This window comes from Nonomuraea sp. NPDC050451 (assembly GCF_044458585.1).
Window position 1 is genome coordinate 76,530 of sequence record NZ_JBITHZ010000033.1, and the last position, 24,518, is coordinate 101,047.

25 protein-coding genes and 1 pseudogene are annotated in these 24,518 nt (G+C 70.4%); 10 read left to right on the forward strand and 16 right to left on the reverse strand.

Going from position 1 to position 24,518, the window contains the following annotated elements:
* Positions 1-59 precede the first annotated feature (59 nt).
* Both ACIBI9_RS52505 and ACIBI9_RS52510 read right to left on the reverse strand, forming a co-directional pair.
* Positions 60-575: a PadR family transcriptional regulator gene (locus ACIBI9_RS52505; RefSeq protein WP_397235000.1), complete on the reverse strand. Its 516-nt coding sequence runs from the start codon at positions 573-575 to the stop codon at positions 60-62.
* Between the two features lie 29 nt (positions 576-604).
* A complete protein-coding gene (locus ACIBI9_RS52510) occupies positions 605-796 on the reverse strand; it encodes an ATP-binding protein (protein ID WP_397235002.1) in 192 nt (63 codons plus the stop codon).
* A gap of 97 nt (positions 797-893) precedes the next feature.
* On the opposite strand from ACIBI9_RS52510, the gene ACIBI9_RS52515 reads away from it, so the two are divergent.
* Both ACIBI9_RS52515 and ACIBI9_RS52520 read left to right on the forward strand, forming a co-directional pair.
* Entirely contained in the window at positions 894-1,148 is a 255-nt protein-coding gene (locus ACIBI9_RS52515; RefSeq protein ID WP_397235010.1) for a hypothetical protein, read from the forward strand.
* Positions 1,149-1,153: 5 nt separating this feature from the next.
* A complete protein-coding gene (locus tag ACIBI9_RS52520; RefSeq protein WP_397234919.1) occupies positions 1,154-1,312 on the forward strand; it encodes a hypothetical protein in 159 nt (52 codons plus the stop codon).
* Here ACIBI9_RS52520 and ACIBI9_RS52525 read toward each other — a convergent pair.
* Positions 1,285-2,277, reverse strand: a complete 993-nt coding sequence (locus tag ACIBI9_RS52525) for a helix-turn-helix transcriptional regulator (protein ID WP_397234921.1) — start codon at positions 2,275-2,277, stop codon at positions 1,285-1,287. The two genes, ACIBI9_RS52520 and ACIBI9_RS52525, sit on opposite strands and share 28 nt — an antisense overlap.
* Positions 2,278-2,382: 105 nt before the next feature.
* Between ACIBI9_RS52525 and ACIBI9_RS52530 the strand changes: the two genes are divergently transcribed.
* A complete protein-coding gene (locus tag ACIBI9_RS52530; protein WP_397234922.1) occupies positions 2,383-2,757 on the forward strand; it encodes a nuclear transport factor 2 family protein in 375 nt (124 codons plus the stop codon).
* Positions 2,758-2,770: 13 nt separating this feature from the next.
* Here ACIBI9_RS52530 and ACIBI9_RS52535 read toward each other — a convergent pair whose 3' ends face one another.
* Entirely contained in the window at positions 2,771-3,514 is a 744-nt protein-coding gene (locus tag ACIBI9_RS52535; RefSeq protein WP_397234924.1) for an SDR family oxidoreductase, read from the reverse strand.
* A gap of 82 nt (positions 3,515-3,596) precedes the next feature.
* On the opposite strand from ACIBI9_RS52535, the gene ACIBI9_RS52540 reads away from it, so the two are divergent.
* Genes ACIBI9_RS52540 through ACIBI9_RS52550 form a run of 3 tightly spaced genes read left to right on the forward strand, consistent with a single transcriptional unit; the run spans position 3,597 to position 4,735 of the window.
* The gene (locus ACIBI9_RS52540) at positions 3,597-4,088 is read left to right on the forward strand and encodes an RrF2 family transcriptional regulator (protein ID WP_397234926.1); all 492 of its coding nucleotides are present in this window, start codon (positions 3,597-3,599) and stop codon (positions 4,086-4,088) included.
* A 37-nt stretch (positions 4,089-4,125) separates the two neighbouring features.
* Positions 4,126-4,620, forward strand: a complete 495-nt coding sequence (locus ACIBI9_RS52545; protein WP_397234928.1) for a hypothetical protein — start codon at positions 4,126-4,128, stop codon at positions 4,618-4,620.
* On the forward strand, positions 4,604-4,735 hold the full coding sequence (locus ACIBI9_RS52550; protein WP_397234930.1) for a hypothetical protein: 132 nt from the start codon (positions 4,604-4,606) through the stop codon (positions 4,733-4,735). Before ACIBI9_RS52545 ends, ACIBI9_RS52550 begins: the two co-directional genes overlap by 17 nt.
* A 69-nt stretch (positions 4,736-4,804) precedes the next feature.
* Here the strand turns inward: ACIBI9_RS52550 and ACIBI9_RS52555 are convergent, their stop codons facing one another.
* Positions 4,805-5,350, reverse strand: coding sequence for a helix-turn-helix domain-containing protein (locus ACIBI9_RS52555; RefSeq protein WP_397234932.1), 546 nt, complete (start codon positions 5,348-5,350; stop codon positions 4,805-4,807).
* 47 nt (positions 5,351-5,397) lie between these two features.
* Between ACIBI9_RS52555 and ACIBI9_RS52560 the strand changes: the two genes are divergently transcribed.
* Positions 5,398-6,558 carry a pyridoxal phosphate-dependent aminotransferase gene (locus ACIBI9_RS52560; RefSeq protein ID WP_397234934.1) on the forward strand — a complete coding sequence of 387 codons (1,161 nt, stop codon included), beginning with the start codon at positions 5,398-5,400 and terminating at the stop codon, positions 6,556-6,558.
* 50 nt (positions 6,559-6,608) lie between these two features.
* Entirely contained in the window at positions 6,609-7,814 is a 1,206-nt protein-coding gene (locus ACIBI9_RS52565; protein ID WP_397234936.1) for an MFS transporter, read from the forward strand.
* A 14-nt stretch (positions 7,815-7,828) separates the two neighbouring features.
* On the opposite strand, the gene ACIBI9_RS52570 is transcribed toward ACIBI9_RS52565, so the two are convergent.
* The 5 genes from ACIBI9_RS52570 to ACIBI9_RS52590 form a co-directional block, all read right to left on the reverse strand.
* Entirely contained in the window at positions 7,829-8,596 is a 768-nt protein-coding gene (locus ACIBI9_RS52570; protein ID WP_397234938.1) for a hypothetical protein, read from the reverse strand.
* Positions 8,597-8,764: 168 nt separating this feature from the next.
* Positions 8,765-9,031 (reverse strand): hypothetical protein, encoded by a 267-nt coding sequence (locus ACIBI9_RS52575; RefSeq protein ID WP_397234940.1) that lies wholly within the window; start codon positions 9,029-9,031, stop codon positions 8,765-8,767.
* On the reverse strand, positions 9,024-9,569 hold the full coding sequence (locus ACIBI9_RS52580; RefSeq protein ID WP_397234942.1) for an RNA polymerase sigma factor: 546 nt from the start codon (positions 9,567-9,569) through the stop codon (positions 9,024-9,026). The genes ACIBI9_RS52575 and ACIBI9_RS52580 overlap by 8 nt, the downstream gene beginning before the upstream one ends.
* 215 nt (positions 9,570-9,784) lie before the next feature.
* Positions 9,785-10,294, reverse strand: coding sequence for a 6-pyruvoyl trahydropterin synthase family protein (locus tag ACIBI9_RS52585; RefSeq protein ID WP_397234944.1), 510 nt, complete (start codon positions 10,292-10,294; stop codon positions 9,785-9,787).
* Positions 10,266-10,994, reverse strand: a complete 729-nt coding sequence (locus tag ACIBI9_RS52590; RefSeq protein ID WP_397234946.1) for a 7-cyano-7-deazaguanine synthase — start codon at positions 10,992-10,994, stop codon at positions 10,266-10,268. Before ACIBI9_RS52590 ends, ACIBI9_RS52585 begins: the two co-directional genes overlap by 29 nt.
* A gap of 167 nt (positions 10,995-11,161) precedes the next feature.
* Here ACIBI9_RS52590 and ACIBI9_RS52595 point away from each other — a divergent pair, with 167 nt between their 5' ends.
* On the forward strand, positions 11,162-12,037 hold the full coding sequence (locus ACIBI9_RS52595; protein WP_397234948.1) for a TauD/TfdA dioxygenase family protein: 876 nt from the start codon (positions 11,162-11,164) through the stop codon (positions 12,035-12,037).
* 79 nt (positions 12,038-12,116) lie between these two features.
* Here ACIBI9_RS52595 and ACIBI9_RS52600 read toward each other — a convergent pair whose 3' ends face one another.
* Genes ACIBI9_RS52600 through ACIBI9_RS52610 form a run of 3 tightly spaced genes read right to left on the reverse strand, consistent with a single transcriptional unit; the run spans position 12,117 to position 18,808 of the window.
* Entirely contained in the window at positions 12,117-14,582 is a 2,466-nt protein-coding gene (locus ACIBI9_RS52600; RefSeq protein ID WP_397234950.1) for an NACHT domain-containing protein, read from the reverse strand.
* The gene (locus ACIBI9_RS52605) at positions 14,579-15,232 is read right to left on the reverse strand and encodes a hypothetical protein (RefSeq protein WP_397234952.1); all 654 of its coding nucleotides are present in this window, start codon (positions 15,230-15,232) and stop codon (positions 14,579-14,581) included. Before ACIBI9_RS52605 ends, ACIBI9_RS52600 begins: the two co-directional genes overlap by 4 nt.
* Before the next feature lie 30 nt (positions 15,233-15,262).
* Positions 15,263-18,808 carry a hypothetical protein gene (locus tag ACIBI9_RS52610; RefSeq protein ID WP_397234954.1) on the reverse strand — a complete coding sequence of 1,182 codons (3,546 nt, stop codon included), beginning with the start codon at positions 18,806-18,808 and terminating at the stop codon, positions 15,263-15,265.
* Between the two features lie 194 nt (positions 18,809-19,002).
* Here ACIBI9_RS52610 and ACIBI9_RS52615 point away from each other — a divergent pair, with 194 nt between their 5' ends.
* A complete protein-coding gene (locus ACIBI9_RS52615) occupies positions 19,003-20,310 on the forward strand; it encodes an NB-ARC domain-containing protein (protein WP_397234956.1) in 1,308 nt (435 codons plus the stop codon).
* Between the two features lie 453 nt (positions 20,311-20,763).
* Here the strand turns inward: ACIBI9_RS52615 and ACIBI9_RS52620 are convergent, their stop codons facing one another.
* The 3 genes and pseudogenes from ACIBI9_RS52620 to ACIBI9_RS52630 form a co-directional block, all read right to left on the reverse strand.
* Positions 20,764-21,444 (reverse strand): hypothetical protein, encoded by a 681-nt coding sequence (locus ACIBI9_RS52620; protein ID WP_397234958.1) that lies wholly within the window; start codon positions 21,442-21,444, stop codon positions 20,764-20,766.
* A gap of 179 nt (positions 21,445-21,623) precedes the next feature.
* Positions 21,624-22,448, reverse strand: a pseudogene (locus ACIBI9_RS52625) (transposase); the annotation flags it as partial.
* Between the two features lie 109 nt (positions 22,449-22,557).
* Entirely contained in the window at positions 22,558-24,339 is a 1,782-nt protein-coding gene (locus ACIBI9_RS52630; RefSeq protein ID WP_397234960.1) for a reverse transcriptase domain-containing protein, read from the reverse strand.
* Between the last annotated feature and the right edge of the window lie 179 nt (positions 24,340-24,518).

Below are 24,518 nucleotides of genomic sequence, written 5' to 3' on the forward strand. Positions count from 1 at the left end.
GCGGCGGGTCCTTGCCGGTCGTACCAGGACGCGAGCATGTGCGGCCTCCACAGGGTTCGTCAGTCGTCGAGCTGCTCGTGCAGCCACGCGCGTTCCGCACGGCTGGTGGCGCGGGCGATCTGGAGCATGCCGCGGCGGTAGGGGTCGTCGATCTCGTCGGCGCGCAGCGGCCGCTCGCCTTCGTAGAAGAAGCTCGCCGGTTGTTCGAGGAACTCCAGGCGACGGCGCAGCACCGCGGTCCGGTCGGCCTCGTCGGGGAGCAACGACAGGAAGGCCAGGATCGTGAAGAACCGGCTGCCGTCGGTGATCTCGTGGTCGGCGGGCTCGCGCAGGCGTCGCAGCAGCTCGGCGCGGCCGGCGTCGGTCAGGCTCAGGACGTACCGCTGGGCGGCCGCGGCGCCGGGCTCGACGCGCCGGTCGAGGAGGCTCCGCTTCAGCATGCGGTTGATCGCCGGGTAGAGGCTGCCGTCGCTGACCGGCCTGGTGTAACCGGACAGCTGGGCGACGCGGCGGCGCAGCTCGTAGCCGTGCAGCGGGCCGTCGGCGAGGAAGCCGAGTATCGCGAGTTCCAGCATGCCGACAGCATATACCTCGAATCGAGGTATTATCGCACCGGCTCTCCGTCGGGCAGGCGGACGCGGAAGGCGGTGCGGCCGGGGCGGCTCTCGACGGCGATCGTGCCACCGTGCGCGGCGACCACCGCCTTGACGATCGCCAGGCCGAGCCCCGTGCCGCCGGAAGCACGCGATCGTCCCTTGTCCACGCGGGAGAAGCGTTCGAAGATCTCCTCCTGCATGTCCGCCGGGGGTCCCGGGCCCGCCGTCGGTGACCGTCAGCTCCGCCGCACCCGGCACTCGTCGCACCGTCAGGGTGACCGCCGTGCCTTCGGGGGTGTGCATACCGGCGTTGGTCAGCAGGTTCGTGATCACCTGGCGCAGCCGCGACGGGTCGCCCTGGACGGTGACCGGCTCCTCGGGCAGTTCGAGCCGCCGGCCCGCGTCCAGCCGGGCGAGCAGCAGCAGGTCGGCCACCAGTTCGCTCATCCGGCCCGACTCGGCGTCGATGCGGTCGAGCGCGTGCCGTACCCCCTCGGGCATCGGCTCGGCGCCGCGAAGAGGCCTCACTCACCCTCGTCGGGTACGACCTGACCACCGTGGACGCCTACGCCACCGCCGCGTTCGCGATGGGCTCCGCGGCGTGGGCGTGGGTGGAGGAACAGGACGAACTGGGGGCGTTCGCGGTGACCTCATCCGGAACGGTCTGGCGTACCAGCGGTTTCCACCGTCATGTGCCGTCCGGGTCGGCGGAGTAGCGGGCGGCGGCTTCGGCGGCCTTGCGGGCCAGGGCCTGGCGGAGCTCGGCCGGGGCGAGGACTTCGGCTTCGGCGCCGAAGGCCAGGAGCGCTTCTGCCGCGGCCAGGGAGCGGAAGTGCAGTTCGACGTGCACCCGCTCCGGTTGCCGGTCGGTCGAGGGAGGGGGACCGGCCAGGTCGGCTTGGTGGATGCGCAGGAACTTGCCGAGGATGTCCCGGTGGACGCTGACCGTGACGGGCAGCGGGACGGGGATGTCGTCGATGTGGCGGCGCAGGCCGTCCCAGACGTCGGCCAGTTCGAGGCCGTCGCGGCGTCGTACGGGCTCGTCGAGAAGGCTCGCCGACAGGGCCCGGTCTGCTCGGAAGAGTGCGGGCTCGCCGCGATGATCGGCGACCAGATACCAGACGCCGGCCTTGTTGACCAGGCCGTACGGATCGAGAGTGTAGGAGCGGACGCGGTTGTCGCGGCCGTGGCGGTAGCGCAGGCGCAGCCGCCGGTCGTTGAAGACGGCCTGCTGGAGCACGGCCAGGTCGACGGCGGAGCCGCTGCCCTGGCGCGCCGGTCCACCGCGCCAGCGCACGGGGTCGATGAGGATGCGGCGGCTGGCCAGGTCGGCGTCGGGCCGGTGCGGGGCGGGCAGGGCGGCCATCAGCTTGCGCAGCGCGGAGCCGAGGGCCTGGCCCAGGCCCAGCTCGGTGTGAGCGTGGTCGGACAGCAGCACGAACAGGGCGCGGGACTCGTCGGCGGTCATGCCGGTGACGTTGGTGCGGTAGCCGGGCAGCAGCGCGATGCCGCCGTGGGGGCCGCGCACGGTGTAGACGGGCACCCCGGCGGCCGACAGCGCCTCGACGTCGCGCATGACGGTGCGGACCGACACCTCCAGCCGCTCGGCCAGATCACCGGCGGGCAGCTGCCCGTGGGTCTGCAGCAGCAGCATGATCGACAGCAGGCGCTCGGATCTCACGTCCTCAAAGGTATATGACGCCACCTGACATATATCCCCGTGAAGATGCAGGTAGACGGCCCGCCTACGGGGGCGGCGCCAAGCGTCCCTGAAAGGACCTGTGCTGTGACCGCAACGAACGCGCTCGCCCGGAAGATCGCCGAGGACTTCGTCCGCGCGTGGACCGGCAAGGACGTCGACAAGGCCCTGAGCCTGCTCGCCGACGACGTCGTGTGCGAGGCCCCGACCGGCACGTTCGAGGGAGTGGAGGGCTACCGCGGGTTCCTCGAGCCATTCGCCAACTCGCTGATCGGCGCCACCGTCATCGACGTCCTGGGCAACGACACGAACGCGGCGACCGTGTACACCACCGACACCCCGCTGCTGAAGGACTTCCGCGGCATCGACTACTTCACCGTCGAGAACGGCAGGATCACGCGCGTGATCAGCATCTTCGACATGCTGCCGATGCACCGGGCCAGAAGCGCCGTCCAGCACTGACCCTGCCTTGCGGCTACTTCTGTTCCCGGAGCCAGGCGTCGAACGTGGTCGGCGCGATACGGGCGTGCTCGCCCGGCAGCAGCACGTTGCCGGCCATCTCCGGGCCGAACAACCCCGACCACGTCGGCACCAGCTTCACCTCCCGGCCGCGCGCCCGATGCGTGCGCCGGGCCATGTCGACGAGGTCCTGCGGCTCGGGCCCCGCGACGTCGACGTAGCGTCCCTGCGGCTCGCCCACCGCGATCTCGGCCAGGACGGCGGCCACGTCCGCGGGCGCGACCGGCTGCACGAGCAGCGGCGCGACCGTGGCCAGGCCGTCCTGCTCGGTCCAGCCGGCCACCATCTCGGCGAAGTCATGGAACTGCGTGGCCGGTACGACCGTCCACGGCACCGTGCCCTCGGCCACCAGGCGTTCCTGCTCCCGCTTGCCGGCGTAGTGCGCATTGCCCTCGATCCGGTCCACCCCGGCGATCGACAGCAGCACATGATGGCGTACGCCGGCGCGTTCCTCGGCGGCGAGCAGGTTGCGGGTGGCTGTTGCGAAGTAGGCCACCGTCTCGTCCCGGTCCCCCGCCGGCCCGTTGGTGACGTCCACGACGGCCCCGACTCCGGCGAGGGCGTCGTCGAGCCCCTCACCCGTCAGCAGGTCCAGGCCGAGCGAGCGGCTGATGCGCACGACGTCGTGCCCGTCCCGTTCGAGGGCGGCCACGGTCAGGGAACCGATGTTGCCGGTCGCGCCGGCGACGGCGATCCGCATGATGATCACTCCTTGTCTACGAACACCATGGACCATATCTCGGACTAAACAGGTCCGCAATATCCGCGATATGCTGGCGACCGTGAAGCTGCCCGTGAGCACCGAATGGCTGTTGCACTGCGCCACCTCGCTGGCGCAGCTCGAACCGGGGACCACCGCGTCGGCCGCCCAGCTGGCGGAGTACTACGACCTGCCGGCGCCCTACCTCGCCAAGCAGCTCCAGTCGCTCGTCAAGGCGGGCGTGCTGTCGGCGACCACAGGGCCGCGCGGCGGGTTCCGGCTCGCGCGCAAGCCCGCGGAGATCACGCTGCTGCAGATCGTGGAGGCGGTGGACGGCGCCTCCGCTCCGTACGAATGCCGCGAGATCCGCAGGCAGGGACGCGGCGCGCTCCCGGCCGAGGAGTGCCGGCAGGCGTGCATCCTTGCGGCGAAGATGGCCGAGGCGCATCAGGCGTGGCGAGGCAGCCTGGCCGGGATCTCGCTCGCCGACGTCCTCGCCGACCTGCCTCCATGGGCGCCGGCACGCACTCGATCGCTGCTCACCGGCGCGAAGGACGCGCCGGGCGCGTCATGACAGGATCTGTGGGGGACTGCGAGGTTCGGAGGACGTGATGAACAACGAGACGGCCACGTTGCTCTTCGACGTGATCGCCCGGTTGGAGAACAGCATCCTCGCTCGCGACTGCCCCGCCATCGTCGCGCTCCAAGGTGAACGCCAACTCGTGCTCAGCGACTACGACTACCTCCGCGACCAGCAGTCGGCGACGGACTTCGAGAACCGAGCCGCCACCAAGGCCCAGGAGATCGCCGCGACGCGATGGATCTTCGCGGTCCCCCAGGTATGGGTCATCACCCCGGACAAGGTCTTCAGCCGAGCCGTCTCGAACCTCCCTCTGCTCGAAGGGGAGCAGGAAGCGATCACCTGGATGAGCTTCGACCAGAGCGACGGCGTGGACTACGGGCGCGTCCCTTACACACGGCGTCCGAACGGGGAGCCGGTGTTCGACGAACCGGAGATGTTCACCGTGAGCGTGCGTCCGGCCGAACGCATGCCGGGATACACGCTCCTTCAGGGACTCTTCCCCGACCATGGCACTGCCGGCTGACGGCGCGGTGGAAGGACAACTTCCGCCGAAGGGGCCGGATCTGCGGTCACGCTTCGGCAAGGAGGCCACCGCGGCCCAGCGGGCCCTGGGGCCGGTCGGCGGCTCGCCGGCGTGAGCCTTCGCGCAGTTCGAGCACGTCGGGGACGGTCATGAGCCCTCTTCTCTCCAACAGGGTGTGCGGTGGTCAGCTCTCCGGGTGGACCATGAGGAGCACAGCGCGATTGTGTGCGGCGTGACCTCGGTACAGGTGCGGGCGAGCGGCGTCGAACCGGATGGAGTCGCCTTCGGCCAGGTCGGTGGGGGAGTCGGCGGGCCCGGTGGTGACGTGTCCGTGGGTGAGCACGAGGCACTCCTCGACGCCGGGCAGGTGGGCGTCGGAGTGCTGGGTGCTCTCGGCGATGGCGATGTCGTAGACCTCCACGGTGCCGCGCAGCCTGATGCGGTGGAGCAGGCGCGCGCTGACCGCGTCGCCCTCGACCTGCGGCCGCCGGTCGTCGGCGCGTACCACCTCGACCGTCGAGGCGGGCGCTTCCAGCAGCTCACCGAGGGACGCCTTCAGCGCGGTGGCCAGGGCCCACAGGGTGCTCAGGGTCGGGTTGCCCTGGCCCTGCTCGATGCCGTGCAGCGTGGTCTTGCTGATGCCGCTGGCGGAGGCCAGATCGGCCAGCGATATCCCGGCCGCCGTACGCAGCCGGTGCACGTTCGTCCCCACCACTTGCGTAAGATCCATGCGTATCAGCATAGTGGTATGGACGTACCAGCAAAATGGAGGCCGACATGACGGTGACGCGGCTGCGCGACATTCCAGGCATCGGTGTGGACACCGTCGGTGACGCGGCCGACGCCGCGGGCGACCCGGAGTTCCTGCGGCTGGAGAATCTTGACACCGACCTGCGGCCGCCCGCCGTCGCCGTCGCCGCCACGCATGCCGCCGTCGACGACGACGCGGCCAACAGCTATCTGCCGTTCCAGGGACACCGCTCGCTCCGCGCGGCCGCCGCGGCGCACGTCGGGCGCATCTCCGGGCACGCCTACGACGCCGACACCGAATGCGTCAGCGTGGCCGGCGGGCTCAACGGCATCCTCAACACGCTGCTGGCAACCGTCGAGCCCGGGCAGGAGGTCGTGCTGTGCGACCCCATCTACGCCGGCCTGGTCAACCGGGTCCGGCTCGCGGGCGGCATCCCCCGCTTCGTCCCCGCACAGCCCACCCCGGACGGCTGGACCGTCGACGCCGAACGACTCGCCGCCGCCGTCGGACCCGACACGGCTGCGGTCCTGATGATGGGGCCGGCGATGCCGACCGGCCTCGTCCTGGACGAGCGCCACTGGTCCGCCCTCGCCGACGCCTGCGAGCGCCACGACGCCTGGCTGATCTACGACGCGGCCATGGAACGCATCCGCTTCGACGGCCGCCCTCCGAGCCACCCGGCGACCCACGAGGGCCTGGTACGGCGTACCATCACCGTCGGTTCGGCCTCCAAGGAGCTGCGGCTCATCGGCTGGCGCGTCGGCTGGGTGGCCGGCCCCGCCGACATCATCGCCGACGTCCGCCTGGTCGGCCTGACCAACGTCGTCTGCCAGGTCGGCCTGGCGCAGGACGCCGTGGCCGCCGCCCTGGACGCGCCCGACGCCGATGCCGACGTCGCCGCGGCCACCGCCGAATGGCAACGGCGCTGCGAGACGGTCCTGCGCCGGCTCGCCGCGTACCCGGTCGTCCGACCGCACGGCGGGTGGTCGCTCCTCATCGACACCAGACCGCTGGAGCTGACCCCTGCCGAACTGTCCCGGCGCCTGTTCGACCGGGCGAAGATCGCAGCCACCCCCATGGACGGCTGGGGTCCCAGTGGCAGGCACTACCTGCGGCTCGTGTTCGCCAACGAACCCGTCGAACGCCTCACCGGCCTCGGCGACCGCTTCCGCCTGGCCATCGGCTGATATTTGCGCTTATCTTGCTATTGCAAATCTCTTGCAATAGGAGCGTCCTCATGCCCCACCTGGTGCCGGAAGCCGGGCCGCAGCGTGTCCTCGCCGCCTCCAACTTCGTCTACACCCTCGGCAGCGGCCTCTACCTGACCGCCGGGGTCCTGTACTTCACCGAGGGGGTGCATCTCCCGGCGAGCCAGGTGGGCCTGGGGCTCGGCATCGCCGGGATCGTCTCGCTGGCCCTGGGCATCGCCGTCGGCAACCTCGCGGACCGGCACGGCGCACGCGGCGTCTACACGATCACGCTGGTCGTCCAGGCGCTGGCCACGGCCGGTTTCGTGCTGGCCGGCAGCTTCTGGCCGTTCCTCCTCGCCGTGTGCGCCGCCACCGGCGCGAAGGCGGCCGGGCTGGCGGCACGCAGTCCGCTCATCAGGCACTACGGCGGCGACCGGCCCCAGGAGTTCCGCGCCTACCTCCGCGCCGTCACCAACGTCGGCGTCTCCTTCGGCGCCCTGCTGGCCGGCTGGGCCGTCCAGGTCGACACGCTCATGGCTTACCGGCTCCTCGTGGCCGGCAACGCCCTCGCCTTCGCCGCCTCCGCGGCGATCCTGGTCTGCCTGCCGCCGGTCGCGCCCGGGCCCGTCGTCCACGAGCCCCGCTGGATCGCGCTGCGGGATCGTCCCTACCTGCTGCTCACCGCGCTCGACGGCATCATGGCCGTCCAGTTCAAGGTGCTCACCGTGGCCATCCCTCTCTGGCTGGTCGGGTTCACCGCCGCGCCGCGCTGGCTCGTCTCGGGCACCATGCTGATCAGCACCGTCATGGTGGTCGCGCTCCAGGTACGGGCCAGCCGTGGCGTCGACTCCCCTGCGGCCGGCGGCGGCGCCTACCGCCGGGCAGGCGTCGCCTTCCTCGTCTCCTGCTCGCTGATCCCGTTGGCCGCCGGGTTGCCGGCATGGGGAGCGGCGGCGCTTCTGGTGATCGCGGTGGTGATCCATACGATCGGCGAGCTGTGGCATTCGGCGGCGGGCTTCGAGGTCTCCTTCGCCCTGGCGCCGGAGCACGCCACGGGGCAGTATCTGGGGGTGTTCGGGCTGGGCGCCGGACTGGCCGAAGGGCTCGGCCCGGCGTTGCTCATCGCGCTCTGCATCACCTGGGGCCGTCCCGGCTGGTACGTCGTCGGAGGGCTGTTCGCCCTGACGGGCCTGACGGCCCCTCTCGCCGTCCGCTGGGCCCAGCGAGAATCGAGGGCCGCAGCCAGTGCGTGACCCCGCCGAGTCCGTCACCCGGCAGGAGTCAACCGGATGTATCCGTACGGGTTGAAGAACAGATCGTCCTCGTCGTAGCGGTCGCATGCGCCGGTGCGCAGCAACCAGCGAGGGGCATCCTCGGCCATCCGGAACCCGGCGCCGTCCTCGATCTCCTCCGCGCGCGGATCGGTCAGCAGGTAGATCGCCAGCGTGTCCAGGTGCGCGACGAGCTCGGGCAGCCTGTCCTTCGCCGGAGGCTCCTCACCGACCTCGATCTCCACCTCGGGCGCGCCGAGCAGGTGCATGCCGCAGCTGTAGAGCACCTGACCGTCGTAGATCGGCCGCTTCACCCAGGCGGCGACCAGCGCGTCGGCCAGGGCCTCGTCCGTGGCCTCGTCCGTGGCCTCGTCCGCTCGATCGGCCAGCGCGAGCCAGCGGTCCCGGCCGTGCGCGATCCCGCTGCTCTCGTTCTTCACCGCCAGGGCGCCGGCCCGCAACAGAGCGGCCGTCACCGCCAGCAGCCGCCGGGAAGTGTCGAACGCCAGATCCTGCATCATCGGCGCGGACAGCAGGTAGCCGACGGTGTCATGGGACTCCACCGCGGCCCAGTCCGCCTCGTCGAACGAGGCCGCCGCCATGCTCGCCTCGAACGCCTCCGGCATCCGAGGGTCGGGTTCGGCCTCGGAGTATTCACGGTCGAGGACGAAACCGCCGAAGCCGGCCGCGATCCGTTCCATCTCCGAAAGGCCCAGCCCGGCGCCGAGCACGCACAACACATGCCGAGGAAACGCTTCACTCATCCCGACACGCTATCGATCATGACCGGCGCCTCGCGCCGATTCCCGCGATCTCCCGGAACAGCGGATCGACGACACGGCCGTCACCGCGCTGCCGGCGGCACCACCGGATCGTGACCCGCATTCCACTCGCGGCCTCCCCTTGTGGCCCGGCCGCCCTGTCTCCGGCGGCTACGTCTTCTTGGCGACGTGCAGCTCGCACACGCCGTCCGAGCAGGACCGCCGCAGCCGCCCCATCGAGACGGTCTGCGCCAGGCCGATCAGCCAGCACGTCGGGCACCCGCGGAAGGCCACGAGCGCCACCGGCGCCAGCACCAGGCTGACCGGCCCGATCACCGGGATCAGCGCGAGCGAGCCGATCAACGCCCCGAACCCCACCGCGCCACGCGCCAGATGCCGGGGCAGCGACGCGCTGGCGAACTCGTGCCCGTCAGTCATCGCACGCCCCCTCGCCGAGCCGGTGCTGCACGGCCGCGCGGGCGCGGTGCAGGCGCGACTTCATCGCCGCCACGGTCAGGCCCAGCGCGTCGGCGGTCGTCCGGCCGCTGAGGCCCTGGACGTCCCGCATGATCAGCACCTGCCGCTGGTCGGCGGGCAGCGCCGCGATGGCCGCCGCCACCCGCGCCGCCTCCAGCCGCTGGAACACCTCGTCCTCCGCGGACCGGATGGCGGTGCCGTGGAGGGGAGGCGGTGGCCGCAGCGCCAGCCTGGCCCGGCGTACGCATTCGTTGCGAATGATCCGGAACATCCATGACAGCAGAGCGCCGGTGGCGCGCAGCGTACCGATCTTGCGATAGAGGACGATCAACGCCTCCTGCGCCGCGTCCTCGGCATCCTCGGGCGTGGCGCACAGGTGGCGGGCGAAGCGCCGCACGTGCGGGTGCGCGCCCGACACCAGCGCGGCGATCGACTCGGCGTCGCCGTCCCGGGCCGCCGCGATCAGCGTCTCGTCCGGCCAGGTCCTCGTCTCAGCCACGCGCACGCCTCCTCCGCCGCAGCACGACCACGCTACAGGTGCAGATGAGTACGACGGCGACCGCGACGCCCACAGCAACGATCACGACAATCTCTCCCATTCGTCGATGACGGAACGCATATGAGAGGCGCCGGACCCGCCGAAGGATTCACCCGCCACGCGAGGAATGCCGGCCGGCCTCTGGCATGTCCTCAAGGATCATGTCGTTTCCCGCATCAAGCGTGTTCGAGAGAGTGGGCGAGGCGGGCTTCCTGGGCGAGGGTCAAGGCCGCTCCCGGCACGTATTCGGCGGCGTTGACGTGCGTCTCCGTGACCTTGACGCGGTGCACGATGGCGCCGGCCGCGTGCTGCTGGCCGCCGAGTATCGTCTGGGCGGCCCTGCCGATCAGCATCGCCACCGCTTCGACCGTGGGATACGGCAGGTCGTGGGTGTGCGCGTGGCGGCCGAAGAGGTAGACCTTGCTGCCGTGCTCCGTCAGCAGGGCGGCCAGCGGATCGTCCACGCCGAGCATCGCGCCGTGGTCGAGGTGCTCGTCGATGAAGGCACGCAGGTCCCGCTTGAACGCGCCGAACTCGACGACCGTCTGGTCTTCGCTCAGGCTGCCCGCGCCCACGGTGACCTCGGCCCACCAGGAGTGGCCGTGCAGGTTCATGCACTTGCCCGACAGGTGCGGGAGCCGGTGCGCGGTCTCGAAGTTATGCCGGACGCAGATCTGATGTGTCATGGGTGGCCTCGCTGCTGTACGTGGTCGGGTCGGGCACTCCGGCGAGGGAGAAGGCGTTCCTGCGGGTCAGGCAGGCCAGACAGACGCCACAGTGGAGCGAGCTGTCGAGGTAACAGGTCCGGCTCTTGTCCATCGGCGCGTCCAGTCGCCGGCCGTAGGCGACGATGTCCTCCTTCTGCATGGTGACGAAGGGGGTCTCGATCCGGGGCGTGTGGAATCCGCGGGTGGCCTGCTTGATCATCTCCTGGTAGACGGAGAAGAAGCCGGGGTCGGCGTCCGGCATCGGATAGCCCTCGCGCGTGTGGTGCACCCCCAGCGCCACCAGCTCCGCCCGGCGGGCCATGGCGATCGCCACGGCCATGTCCGTGATGAAGGCGTTGCGGTTCGGGATGGTGATCGAGCGCAACGCGGTGCTGGACGGCACAAGGGTCGGCACGGCCTCGGCGGGGTCGGTGAGTGAGCAGCCCGTCAGCAGGGGGCCCAGGCCGTGCACGGTCACCGTGTGGTGCTCGGCCGTCAGGTGCTCCGCCACGTCCCTGGCGGCGGCCAGTTCGCGGGGGCCGTGCCGCTGGCCGTAGTCGAAGGAGATCAGCAGGAGGCGATGAGTCCTGCCGTAGTGCGCGGCCAGCACGGTCGAGTCGAGGCCCCCGGAGAAGACCACGACGGCCAGGGGACCGTGCCGGCCAGGTGTGAGACTCAACGGCACTCCTCGACACAAGATGCTTACTGTGAGTGATCATAGGTGACTGCCGTGTCGGTCGCGGACTTGTCGGGGGCTTTGCCGCTGTCCGAGGTGGGGCGGCCGTGAGAACGGGGAGTTCTGGGCTGACACGCAGTCCGTTCGACGACGAAAGCAGACGACCCGCCATGGCAATCCCGGCGTCTCAAGATCCCGTGCTCGATGGCCAGTCACCGCCCGCGCGCCGGCTCCGGCGGTCGCAGGAGCCCTTCGGCGAGCTGCTGCTCGCCGGCGGCCGCACGGACCTCGGCGAGTTGCCCGCCGCCTGGCTCAGAGAGCTGGTCACCGAGCGGCAGCTGGTGGTGCTGCGCGGTTTCACCGGCGCCACGGCGGTGACGCAGTTCGAGGGGTTCGCGTGCGGGCTGGGTGAGCCGGTGTCGTGGTGCGGCAACCGCACTTTCTCCGTACGAGCCCAGGCCGACCCCGACGACCACCTCTTCGAGACCGGATTCATGCCGATTCACTGGGACGGCATGTACATGAACGACGACGACGTACCCGATCTGCAGATCTTCCAGTGCCTGGAGGCGGTGGACCCGACTCTCGGCGGGGCCACGCTGTTCTGCCACACCGGCAGGGTGCTGGCCGACGCCGATCCCGCCACGCGGAGGCTGTGGGAGGGTCTCACCTTCCACTACGAACGTCCCAGGGCCGAAGGCGGGGCGTTCACCCGCGACTTCCCGCTCGTCGCCGGCCACCCGCACACCGGTCTGCCCACGCTGCGGTTCTCCGAGCCGGTGCCCGACGGCGTGGTCATCATCAACCCGCCCACGACCACCCTGCCCCGGCCACCTGAAGGGCACGACCCCGACCAGATCATCGAGGAGCTGCGGCAGGCGATCTACGACCCCCGGCACATGTACGCCCACCGGTGGCAGGTCGGGGACATCGTCATCGCCGACAACAACACGCTGCTGCACACCCGCGAGCCGTACCCGTCCGACGTCCCCCGGCATCTGCGCCGCGTCACCACCAGGTTCAGAGCGGCAGCCGCGCCGGAGTGATCGGCAGTTCGCATGGTCCACGGCGTCGGCGACGACCGTCCCCGTGATCCCGATCTCGCCCGGCCGAGCGGCCCTGAGCTCACCGGTCACCGTCGGAGGGGGTCAGGAAGTCCTGGAGCTCCCGGTGCCGGAACTGGTACGTGGCGCCGCTGACCCGCAGCAGCCGGGCCTCGCAGGCCCAGTCGAGGAAGGCCCACAACCGCAGCGGCAGCAGGCCGCGCATGGCCGCGACGACCAGCCCGATCATCGTACGGGCCCAGGCGATCGCCCCGAAGGACAGCCCGAAGGTCACGCCGCCGACGAGCGCGCACACCAGCGACTCCACGACACCGGTGTTCATGACGAACGCCAGGAAGGCACCGACGCCGCCGGTGAGACCGAAGGCCAGCCCGATCGTCGGGTTGCGGTGCAGTGCCTCCCGCGGGTGGGCCAGCTCGGCATCCCTGCTCCAGCCCCCGGTAGCGATCTTGAAGACGACCCCCAGCGTGAAGGCGAGGGCGAAGGTTCCGGAGACCCCCACGGCCAGCGGCAGCGGGCCGGCGTGGGCCAGCCGCAGCGGCACCAGCCCGATGATCGCGCCGCACAACCCGAAGCCCAGCAGCGTGAAGGGCTCGGCGTGGAACACCTCGAGGACGGTCATCCGTTCGGCGCCCCGCTGTCCTGCCGCGGTCAGCCCGATGACCGCGCCCAGCACCAGCCCCCCGGTGCCGCCCGCGGCGACGGCGAAGACGGGCCCGAAGACCTTCCCCTCGGTCAGCACGAGTCCGGCCAGGCCGCCGAGCACCCCGACGGGCGTGCCCGCCAGGGCGCCCAGCAGGCCGCCGATCACGCGCCGCCGTCGGGGGACCTCGCTGCGCCCACCGGCGGCGGCCGGCCAGGGCGACAACGACAGGCCGGTGGCGATCGCCACCCAGCCCGCCATGAGCGTCAGGGTGAGCAGCCGCTCAGGACCGGCTACAGCATCGTCAGCCCCCGACCCCGTCCAGTACGCCAGCATCGCGATGACCGCGAAGAGCGCGCAGACCAGGCAGTGCAGCGCCCAGACCCGCCGCCGGCCGCCGATCGGCCACAGCAGGTGCGGAACGATGTCGATCGCCGTCAGGCCGGGCGGCGGCCGGTCCGCCTCGGCGCCCCGGGCGGCCTGCCAGCGCAGGTGGGCGGCCAGGTGCACGAGCCACGACCGCACCTGTTCCGCCTGGTACGGAGCCCCGTGGGCGGTACGGGGCGTCAGCACGGTCGCCGCCGGCACGTACGCCTCCAGCAGCCTCCTGACGATCCGCGCCACCCCTTCACCGGTGTCGAGCCCCGGATCCACGCGGAGCAGGCCGGCGGGATCGGCGCCGGACTCCACGGCGGTCACGGTCAGCACCAGCCGCCAGGGCGTGGAGAGAGCGGCGTGCACGGCCTTGCCCGCCGGCCCGGACAGCGCCCCCTGGATGGCCTCGCGGTGCGCGCCGTAGGGGTGCCCGTCCGGCCAGCGGGTGCGCAGGTACGCGCCGATCTGCTGGCCGGTCAGGTTGCGCAGGTGGACCCTGGCGGCGTTGTCGAGCCCGGCCCCGGCCTCGCGCAGTTCGGCGTGACGGTCGGCGCGGCAGGTCACGACGACCGCGCCCGGTCGCCGGCCGGACAGGTCGCTGTAGCGGTTGAGCTCGGCCAGCAGCCCGATCGCCCGGCGCGGCGGGCCCCACGCCGGCTCGGGGTCCAGCTCGTCCAGCCCGTCCACCACCGGCAGCACCCGGCGATCGCGTACCAGCCGTTGCGCGTCCCTGGCCGCGAGCCCGAAGTCCTGCGCCAGTTGCTCGGCCAGCCAGGCCTCGAACGGCCTGCCGAGGGTCCAGCGGGCCGCGCTCAGCCGTACCGGCACCAGTTGCCCCTGGTCGAGCCGGCCGCCGGCGGCGAGCACGGGCTCCAGCAGTTGCAGCACCAGCTCGATCGCCAGCACCGTCTTGCCGGCCCCCGACTCGCCCACGACCAGCAGGCGCCGCAGGCCCAGGTCGCCGAAGAACCGGCCGATCGTGTGCAGGTCGCACTCGGTCTCGCCGGTGTCGCCGTACAGGCTGAAGGAGAGCGCCGCGAGGTTGTAGCCGCCGAGCAGGCCCTTGCGCGCCCTGTCCTCCTCGCGGACCACGCGGCGGGTCAGCAGCTCGACGGCGGGATCGGGCGTGGAGACGGCCGGCGTCGGCGGCGGCTCGGGGACGGGGGCGGACGGTTTCGCCAGGGCCGTCCTGGCCGCCCGCCAGCGTTCGAGCTCGCCGGGGATCAGCTCGGTCGGGTAGTCGCAGTAGTGGAAGCAGGCGGTGACGAAGGCCCGGACGAAATCCCACCGGGGCAGCCGGTCGACCTGCCGCAGGACGTGCGAGACCGTGCTCTTCGGCAACGCGTCGACCGTGGCGCCGTCCGTGGCCGTCGTCTGGCCGCCGAGCGAACGCAGCCTGCTCAGGGACGGCTCGCCCGCCCACTGCTTGAGCCGGGCCAGCGACCGTACGAATTCGGCCGTGCTGCCCGCCTCGGCGGGATCGGGCGGACGGGGACGCTCCTCGATCATCCCTCTCCCGCCCGCACCAGCGCCCAGCCGAACTCGTCCCTGCCGCGCCGCGGCCACCGGCCTTCCAGGCACCGGCCCTCCAGCGTCTGCACGTGGCGCGACTCCATCAGGAAGTTGCGGGCCTCGTCGGCCTCCACCAGGTCACGGCCGACCGCGATGGGCACGAACCCGTGCCGGGGGATGTACACCCAGCGGCCGCGGTCCCAGTCGTAGGGGTCGAACCAGCGGTGGCGAACCGTGCCGGACACGCGTACCTCCGGTCCGTCCCTGGTCAGCACGAACGACCCCTGCGAGCGCAGCAGGCTCATCCTGCTGACGTAGAACAGCTCCGTACCGATGAAGGCGTTGATCCGCACGTCCCAGTAGTCGTGCAACCAGCTCGACTCCCCCTCCCGCAGCTGCCGCGCCGTGCGGGCGAGCTGCCGTTCGAACCGGCGCTGATTCTTGCGCTCGGCCTTCTTGATCACCTTGAACGAGCGCAACCACCGCAGTGACATCGTCCTCGACGCGCCCGCGCCGTCCATGAAGTGCTCCAGGAAGTCGGACGCGATCGGGTGGAAGTCGCGCCCGCCCTCGACGATCGAACGGAACAACGCGACCAGTTCCGGGACGGGCCTGCCTGTCCGCCGCCGTAAGCCTCGCAGGAACATCCTTTGTTCTCTCCGTGGTCGGGTCCAGGGTCAGGGACACGTCTGGCGGTACTCCTCCTGGGGCACGAGATTCTCCCACTCCTCGCGGGTGAGGGAGCGGCCCGCGTTGGCACACGCCGCGGCCACCAGGTCGGGGGGTGTGCGGACGTTCCACAGCCGCGCGGTCCTGTCTCCCGAGGCCGTGGCGACCGTCGTCCCGTCGTTGCCGTAGACGAGGTCGGTCACGCCCTTGGTGTGGCCTTTCATCGCGGGGCCGAGCCGCCGGTAGGTCAGCAGGTCCCAGAGTTGCACCTCACCGTTGGTGAGGCCGGTGGCGAGGACCTTCCCGTCGGGGTTGAAGGCGAGCGAGGTCGTCATGCCCTCCTCGGCGATCAGGCCGATGCCGACCGCACGGCGGTGCGGCACGTCCCACAGGCGCACGCTGTTGTCGTAGGCCGTGACGGCCAGCCGCTGCCCGTCGGGGCTGAAGGCCAGATCGTTGACGAGTCCGCCGTGAGCCGTGAACGTAGGGCCGGGCAGCTCCCGGCCGGTGGCGACGTCGAATAACCGGATCCGGTTGTCGAAGCCCGCGGTCGCCACGATCGTGCCGTCGGGGCTGATCGTCATCGCCGTGATGACGTCGGTGCCGTCGCGTACGGTGATGCGCACTCCGATCTCCCTGCGGCTCGCGATGTCCCAGAACACGATGGACTTGTCCCGCCGGGCGGCGACGAACCTGCCGTCGGAGCTGATCCTGGCCATCGCGAGCGACTTCTCGTGCGCGACCTCGCGGCGGCTCGCGACGTCCCAGAGCCGTATCCCGTCCAAGCCCTCCGACAGGAGTGTCCGCCCGTCGGGAGTGAACTCCACCCGGTACGCCGCCGCACGGCGGGCGTCCTCGGGACGCAGCGGCGGGCCGAGATGACGCTGGGTGGCCGCGTCCCACAGCTGGAGGTCGGGGCTCTTCTCGTCGGCGACGCCGGTGACCAGAATCCGCCCGTCCGGGCTCAGCGCGACGGCCCCCAGCGCCGGCACGCGGGTCCCCTTCTGCTGGAGGACCTTCGGGTCGGCCAGCCGGACCACGCCGTCATCGCTGGCGGCGACCAGCACACTCCCGTCCGGGCTGAACGCGATGTCGTCCACGCCGGCGTAGTTGTCCCAGAGCGCGAACAGCTGCTGCCTGCTGGCCGTGTCCCACACCACGGTGCGGCCGCTGTCCCCGCCGGTCGCGATCCGCGTGCCGTCCGGGCTGAAGGCGACCGAGTAGTAACCGGCCGTGCGGTCCTTGAGCATCCCCTTCGGCTTGCGCGTGGCCACGTCCCACACCCGGCCGGTACGGTCCCAGCTCACGGTTGCCAGGGTTGACCCGTCCGGGCTGAGCGCCACATCGGCGAGGGGCTGGGTGTGCCCCGTGAAGGGGGCGCCGAGCTGGCGGGACGTGGCGGTGTCCCAGAGCCGCGCGGTCTTGTCCTCCCCGGCGGTGACCAGGATCTTCCCGTCCCTGCTGTACGTCACGCCGCGGATGCCCTTCCGGTGGTCGTACCTCTCGTCCGGACGACCCATGGGAGCCCCGTGCGGGAGGTGCGTGGCCACGTCCCACTGCTGGACCACGCCTTTGCTGTCGCCGGTCGCCAGCGTTCTCCCGTCCGGGTTGAACGCGAGCGCCGCCACGACCCCCTCGGCCTTCACCTGGGCGCCCAGCTCGCGACGGGTGACCACGTCGTAGAACCGGACGATGTCGAGGCACGCCGTGGCCAGCGTCCGGCCGTCGGGGCTGACAGCCAGCCGCACGCTCGAACAGTCGTACTTCGCCCGGGTGATCGGGGCGCCGAGCTGCCGCCGCGTCGCCGCGTCCCACAACCGCGCCGTCCCGTCGTCGCCCCCCGTCACGATGGTCGCGCCGTCGGGACTGAACGCCACCGCCGTGACGCCCCGCTGGTGCCCGGTGAGCGTCCCCCTGCCGGTACGGGTCGCCGCGGTCAGCACCCGGTTCCTGGCCTCGTTGGTGTGCGCGATCCGCCACGCCGCCACGGCGAGCATCGAGGCCAGGGCGGTGTCGCCGGTGACCTCGCTCTGCGCCGCCAGCTGGCGGGAGCTGGCCAGACCGCGTTGCCAGTTCGCGTCGGCCGCCGCGTTGACGGCGGTGCCGGCCGCGGCGAGGGCGAGGACCGACAGCGCTGCCAGACCCGACATGACGAGCCGGCGGCGCCGGGTCACTTGCCGCGCCTCCCGCGTGGAGGCCGTGACGAAGCTCTCTACGATGGCGCCGGGCGGGGGGAAGCTGTCGGGGTCGCGCTCCCAGCGGGGCCGACAGTCCTGGACCGCCAGCAGCCGGGGCCCCCGGTAGAGAAAAGCCGGGTCGCGGTGGTTCTCCGCCCACTGGGCGGCAGCCTCCAGGAGCCCGTCGTACACCGTCTGCGCGGCGAGGTCCGGTTCGAGCCACTGCCGCAGGGTGGGCCAGGCCGTCAGGAGCGCGTCGTGGGCGATCTCGACGCTGTCCTCGTGCAGGGTGAGCAGGCGCCGGTCGGCGAACGCGGACAGCAGCGCCGCCGTCCGCTCCAAGTCATCCGCCGAACGCGCCGACGCGGCGGCGTGCAGCTCGGCCAGCGTCGCCCGGCGCCGCGCGACCCGGCCGCCCGCGGTGATCGTCGTCATCCGCCGGAAGAACCTGAGCGCGGCCTTGCGATCGTCCGGCCGGAGCCCGTCGAGGGCCTCGTCGGCCGTACGTCGTACGGAGTCGCGTACCCGGCCGGAGTCCTCGTACCCCCGGACCGTCAGGGTGTCCTTCTCGCGCCGCTCCCAGGTGTTGCGCAGGGCCTGGGAGAGCAGGGGCAGGGCGCCGGCCTCGTACCGGTCGCCGGCGCGCAGCTCCGCCAGGATGATCTCCACCAGCCCCTGTTCGAGCTCCAGACCCGCCGCGGCCGCGGGGCCGGTGATGGCCAGCCGCAGGTCCGGCTCCGTCATCGGCTCGACGATGACCTGACCGTCCTGGATCGCCTCGGCGAACTGCGGGTAGGCAGCGCACCGGTCCCAGTAGTCGGCGCGTACCCCGACGATCACCCCGCCGCCGTCCGTGCCCTCGGCCAGGGCGTGCAGGGCCCGTACGAACGCCTGTCGCTCCCGCTCGTCGCCCACCAGGGTGAACAGCTCCTCGAACTGGTCGACCACCAGCACGAACCGCCCGGCTCCCGCGACGACCTCCCCCGGATCCTCCCGTAATCGCTCGGCCACAGTCTCGACCAGCCCGCCGAACGCCCCCACCCACACCCCGGCGAGCGCGCCGAACGGCTTCGCGCTCGGCGTCACCAGCAGGCGCGGCCAGTCCTGCGACCCGGCCAGCGGCAACATCCCCTCCGCCAGCGCCGGCATCAGCCCCGCCCGCAGCAGCGACGACTTGCCCACCCCCGAGGCGCCTGAGACCAGCAGGATGGATCCGTGCCGCGCCAGCCGCCTCCCCAGGCGATCCAGGAGGCTGCGGGTCGCCCGCGTACGCCCGAAGAACAGTTCGGCCTTCGTGCCCTCGAACGGCACCAGACCTTGGTAAGGGCACACATCGTGGGATCGGCCGCTCCCGCCTCGCTCGCCCATGGCGCTCATTCTGGCCAATCGCCCGCACGCCCTCAATCACGTTTGAGCGGATAGCCGGAGTCGTCCGCCCCGTCCGATTCCGTCCAATGCCGTCCGACCAGTGGCCTGAACAGCCGGGACGCGGTTTCGATGGTCTGGTTGTCCGCGGGGGCAGGACCGACGAAGAAGACGGGGGTGTCGGAGCCGTGTATCCCGGTGCCGGGATGTCATTGGGGGCGCTGCTACGCATGTGGCGCCGGCGGGCGCTGCTGACGCAGGAGCAACTCGCCGAACGGGCGGGTCTGAATGTCAGGACGGTGCGTCGGCTGGAGAACGACGGGCTGTTGCAGCCGCGGACCACCTCGGTTCTGGCGCTGGCGAAGGCGCTGGAGCTGGACGGTGCGGAACGGGCGACCCTGAACGCGGTCGCCCGTGGCCACCCCACCGACCGCCCCACCACAGCCCCGGCTGACCCGTCTGTGACCGGCCCGAGGCCGTGGACCATCCCCCGGCAGCTGCCCGCCGACGTCGCCGCGCCGGGCGTCCGGGAACGCGAACTCGCGATCGTGGAGGACCACGCCACCATGCCTGAGCTGAACGAGGTCGTCGTCTTCGTCAACGGCATGGCCGGGATGGGCAAGACGGTGCTGGCCGTACACGCCGCCCACCGCCTCGCCCCTCGCTTCCCCGACGGGCAGCTCTTCGTGGACCTGCACGGCCACGCCCAGGCGACGGCACCGGTTGAACCGGGCGCCGCCCTCGCCCGCATACTCCGCACCATGGGCGTCCCGGCGAAACACATCCCGTGGCACCCGGACGACCGCGCCGCGCTGTACCGCAGCGTCCTGGCCGGCCGCAGACTCCTGATCGTCCTGGACGACGCCGCCGACGAGCACCAGCTCCAGCCGCTCCTGCCCGCCACCCCCGGCTGCCAGGTGATCGTCACCAGCCGCCACCGCCTGACCTGCCCGGGCGACGTCCGCATCCTGTCCCTGGACACCCTGCCTCTGGCAGAGGCGATCACTCTGTTCACCCGCACAGCCGGATGCGACCGGGACACGCCTCCGGACGTCCTGGCCGAGATCGTACGCCGCTGCGGCCTCCTCCCCCTGGCCATCCGCATCGCCGCCGCCTGCCTCCAGGCCCACCCCGCCTGGAACGCCCACCACCTGCTCGACCGTCTGGCCGCCGACCGCCTCACCGAACTGACAGCCGGCCGCCAAAGCGTCACCGCCGCCTTTGACCGCTCCTACGAACGCCTGCCCACCGACCAGCAAGAGGCCTACCGGCTCCTGGGCTCGGCCCTCCACCCGGCCTTCGACCTCGACACCGCCACCGCCCTGCTGAACACGACCACCACCCAGGCGATCCGGCTCCTGGACCACCTCCTGAACGCCCACCTCCTGCAGGAGCCGGCCCCGGGCCTGTACCGGCTCCACGACCTGATCCACGCGCACGCCTCGGCGCTGTGGCCGCCGGACGGGGTGAGGGCATCCCTCCAGGTCCGCTGCCACACCGCCTTACTGACGTAGCCGGCGACGCCTGGCCAGGACGAGCAGCAGGTCGCGGCCGTAAGCGAGCGGCAGGATCGACGGCCAAACGATCAAGAGGCCAGAAGGTCTGGGCGTACTGCAACGCGTACTGCGTTGAAGATCAAATTGCGTGACGTGGAGTTCTCAAAGCATGCTCACGCCCATGAGCAGTCTCCCCGACCCCTTGCCCGAGTTCTTCGATTGCGGCTGCCCGGACGTCTACTACTGTCCGCGAGCCGGTGCGGTCGAATGCCCTCGGCACAGCGGCTTCGACGTCTGCTGTGACGCGCTTGATCAGCATGCTCCAATCCGGGCGTGAACTAGTTTGGAAGATTTCGGTACATAATCTCTGGACCTGCTGCGGTGCAGGTCATCGTGACAGTCATCCTGTCCGCGCTTCCCGTGGGTCCCCCTCGTTGACCGCCCTGACGGGCACGGCACCCGGGTTCACGTTCAACGCGGCAAGGGGTCGCCGTGGTCTGTCGACTGGTAGTGCATGGTGAGCCCCATCCGGGCAGCGAACTCGTCTGTCAGAGCTCTTGCGCTTCGCCAGGCCCAAGCCGCGCAGCCCGCCCCCAAGGCGCGGTCCGGAAACCACGGATTGCCGCTTCCCTTCATGAGTTCGTTCTGGGCGAAGCGGTTGCTACTCTCCAGAGCCTTCCCGAAACGGTGAGTCATATCGATGCTCACGAACTCTGGTCGATAATGAACCAGGTAGTTCCGAAGCTGGACAAGCAGCCGAGCGTTCTCAGGAATCTTGGTACCCGGATCGAGCGACTCGCGACCAGCCAGACGGAGTGCAAGATCGTACTTCTTGAGTACGTCCAGATAGCCGTTGTCGGTCGCATCCCATACCGGAGCCATGGCTGAGAGGACCGAGCCGTCTAGGCTGCCGACATACGAATGGTGCCCGTCCCTGGCATCCTGAAAGACCTCATTGATCGCCGCTTCGAGGAAGAAGGCGGACTCGCTAATCGCGCTGATCACAAGTGTCCGGTGACGAAGATCGAACATCGGTCGCGAACCTGCGAGTGAAGTCTCAAGAGCCTGCGCGTCCTCGGCTGCGTAACGAGCCGCATACAAGTGGTGTGTGGAGAAGTAACTCCGCATGAGGACGGTGATGCTCTCCGCCATCTCAGCACTGTCAGTCAGACCGATCTCGGGCAGGGCGAGAGTGGAGTTCCCAGCCTGGAGCACGACCTGAACCACTCCTCCCCTGCCCCCGCTAGCTGCCCCCCTTCCGGGACTGTCAGGCGGGTTCTGCGGGTCTGTACGGTCACTGGCTCTGTCTCTCTTTCGGTGGTGACGGAGCGTTAGGCCAACAGGATGCGGTGGCGGAGCAGCGTGAAGCCGGCGCGGCCGTGCATCTGGCGCATGATGCGCTTGGTCTTGGTGTTCACGCCTTCGGTGCCGCCGTTGTGGAACGGCAGAGTGACGGCCGCGTGGACGGCGTCGCGGTCCTGGTCGAGGCCGCGGATGAAGGCGTGCACGTGAGGGAGGTCGGCGGCACGGGCGGTGGTGATCCACGTGCTGAGGCGGTCGGCGTTGCCCTCGCTCGGCCGGAGCAGGTCGGCGAAGTCGCGGACGAGTCCGGCCAGGTCGATCATCTCGGGGCAGGCCGTGGTGAGCTCGTTGAGCAGTCGGCGATGCTCGTCTTTGAGGTTATCGGGCCGGGTGAGCAGGAGCCGGGCGAGGCGGCGTGGGGAGATGGGCAGGCGGTCGGCTTCGACCCGGCCTTGGGTTATGTAGCGGTAGAGGAGATTGAAGCTGCCCGGGTAGCCGAGGGCTTTGATCTCGTTGAACAGGTGCAGGACGGGGACGGCGGGGTCGTCGGTTCGGCGGCGTTTGAGGTGGTCGCGGTAGGGGTCGACGAGGGTCGGCCGGTACTGCGGGGCGCGTTGCAGGCGTTCGGGTTCGGACACGCGCGCGTAGCGTTTGACGGTGTTGAGGCCCAGATTGAGGCGGCGGGCGCACTCCAGCAGGCCAACTCCCTTGCCGAGTAGGTCGTGGACCTGGTGCCAGCGCTCGCGGGTGGTCTGGGCGCGTTTGCCGTCTTTGATCGGGGGTCCGGCCTTGGCCCAGCAGGCACTATGTGTGGCGACTTCCTTGGTGACGGCCTCACCGAAGTTGTGCCACAGAGCACTGGTGGGCCGCTGGCGAGGTGTCCGCGCGGAGCACGGGTCCTTTTCCTGCGGCCCCCAGCCCGAACGACGCATGCGACTTTCACCGCACGTCGCTCTCCGGTGACTACTGCGTGAGCTGCGGTTTCGGCTGCCCGGTGTGGATGGAGTCATGGCAGGTCCGGCAGACCACGAGGGTCTTGCGCCGTCGCCTGGCCATGAGTTCCGCCCACGCGGGTTGCGGCCGTCCCGGCAGGGTGAGGTCTGCGAGGCGTCGGACGTGGTGCACCGAGATGCCGTCGTCGGCTTTGCAGATCTCGCACCGGTTCGCCAGGAGCCGGGTGATCAACTCTTTGTGGCGGATGGTGCCCGGGACCAGGACACGGTCGGTGATGGCCGCGTCCTTGTTGCGCCGTAGTGGAATGCCTCCGAACCGTGCGACCAGTGGCTTCCTGCCGCTGCGTTCGATCCTGGCTTCGAAGCACTTGCGCGGCCCGTGCGGAGTGGCGATGGTGGCCGCGTATGTGCGGGCCATCTTCGCCACCGACGAGCGGTGCTTGTTGGCCAGAGTCTTCAGCAGCGAGGTCTCCATGACCCAACCGAGCCGGTGGAGACGATGGACGTTCCCGGCCAGCAGATAGTACTGGACGATGCCCCGCCACTCGGCCCCGTAGGTGTTGACGATGGTGTGGTCGTCTTCGTTGATCAGACGGGGCCTGCCCTCGGGTTTGCCGCGGGACAGGTAGGGGGTCTTCTTAGCCTTGATCACCGATGCTGGCACTTTGAGGCTGACGACGCCGTTGGCACTGCGCCGGCCGCGAGTGACCTTGCGGTCGTTGTGCAGGACGGTGATCTCATAGCCGAGGAAACGCGCCGCCTGGGTGCGGGCGTGCGTGATCAGTGTCTTGTCCGCCGACAACTCCAGCGCGAGTTCGTCGCGCATAAACGCTGTCAGGCGCTGTTTGATCTCCTCGGCTTCGGCCTTGGGTCCGGTGAACCCGAGCAGGGTGTCGTCGCAGTACCGGACGTAGCGCAGCCGCCGGAAGCCGGGATCTCGGGGATCCCCGCTGGGCATGCTTCGCAACTGCTTGCGCAACTCCCGCGCCGTGGCGTGGTCTCCGCGCTTGTGCGCCCGGTCTCTGGCGGCGCGCACCCTGGCATAGGCGGTGTCCTGCCTGCGGATCCGCCCTCGGGTGTATTGCGGGATCAGAACCTTCTCGACGAAGTCGTCCAGCCGGTGCAGGTAGATGTTCGACAGGATCGGTGAAACGACGCCACCTTGCGCAACCCCGCTCAGCGTCGCGTTCCAGACCCAGTCCTCCAAGTATCCGGCCTCGAGCATGTTCCGCATCAGCCGTAGGAACCGGCCATCGTGGATCCGCTCGGCCAGCGTCGAGAGCATGATCTCGTGATCGAACCTCCCGAAGCAGTCGGCGACGTCTCCCTCGATGAACCAGGTCGTCCCGGTCCAGGTCTCGCCCACTTTCCGCAACGCGGTGTGGCAACCTCGACCGGGGCGAAAACCGTGGGACAGGTCGGAGAACGTCGGCTCGTAGTAGGCGTCCAGCAGGAGCCGCACCACTTCGCCGACGAGCTTGTCCGACCACGGCGGAAGGCCCAAGGGCCTGGTCTTGCCGTTCTTCTTCGGGATGTGGATCCGCTTGACCGGGCTCCACCGATACCGCTCATACCGCAGCGCCTCGATGATCGGCTCGATCTTGCCGATCGACATGCCGTCCACGGTCTCCCCGGTGACCCCGGGCGTCATCGCCCCCTTGTTGGCGTAGATGCGCCCGTAGGCCAGCAGATACAACTGCGGGTTGAACAACTGTCGATACAACTCTTCCAGCGGCAGGCCACGCCTGCCGCGCTCACGCAGGACACCCAGCACCGTTTCGGCGCTCTGCATTACGCATACCTCCTGACCCTGGGGTGTCCGATCACCTGGCCCCCTTCGCCCTGCGTCCGGCTCTCCCGGACTCCTTGGCCGGTCGTGACTCCGGCGACTACTACGGGGCCTCCGTCGCCATAGGACTCGCGTCCCGTAGGCGATCCCATGTTCGTCCTGGTCGTACGTGACAGCGTGAG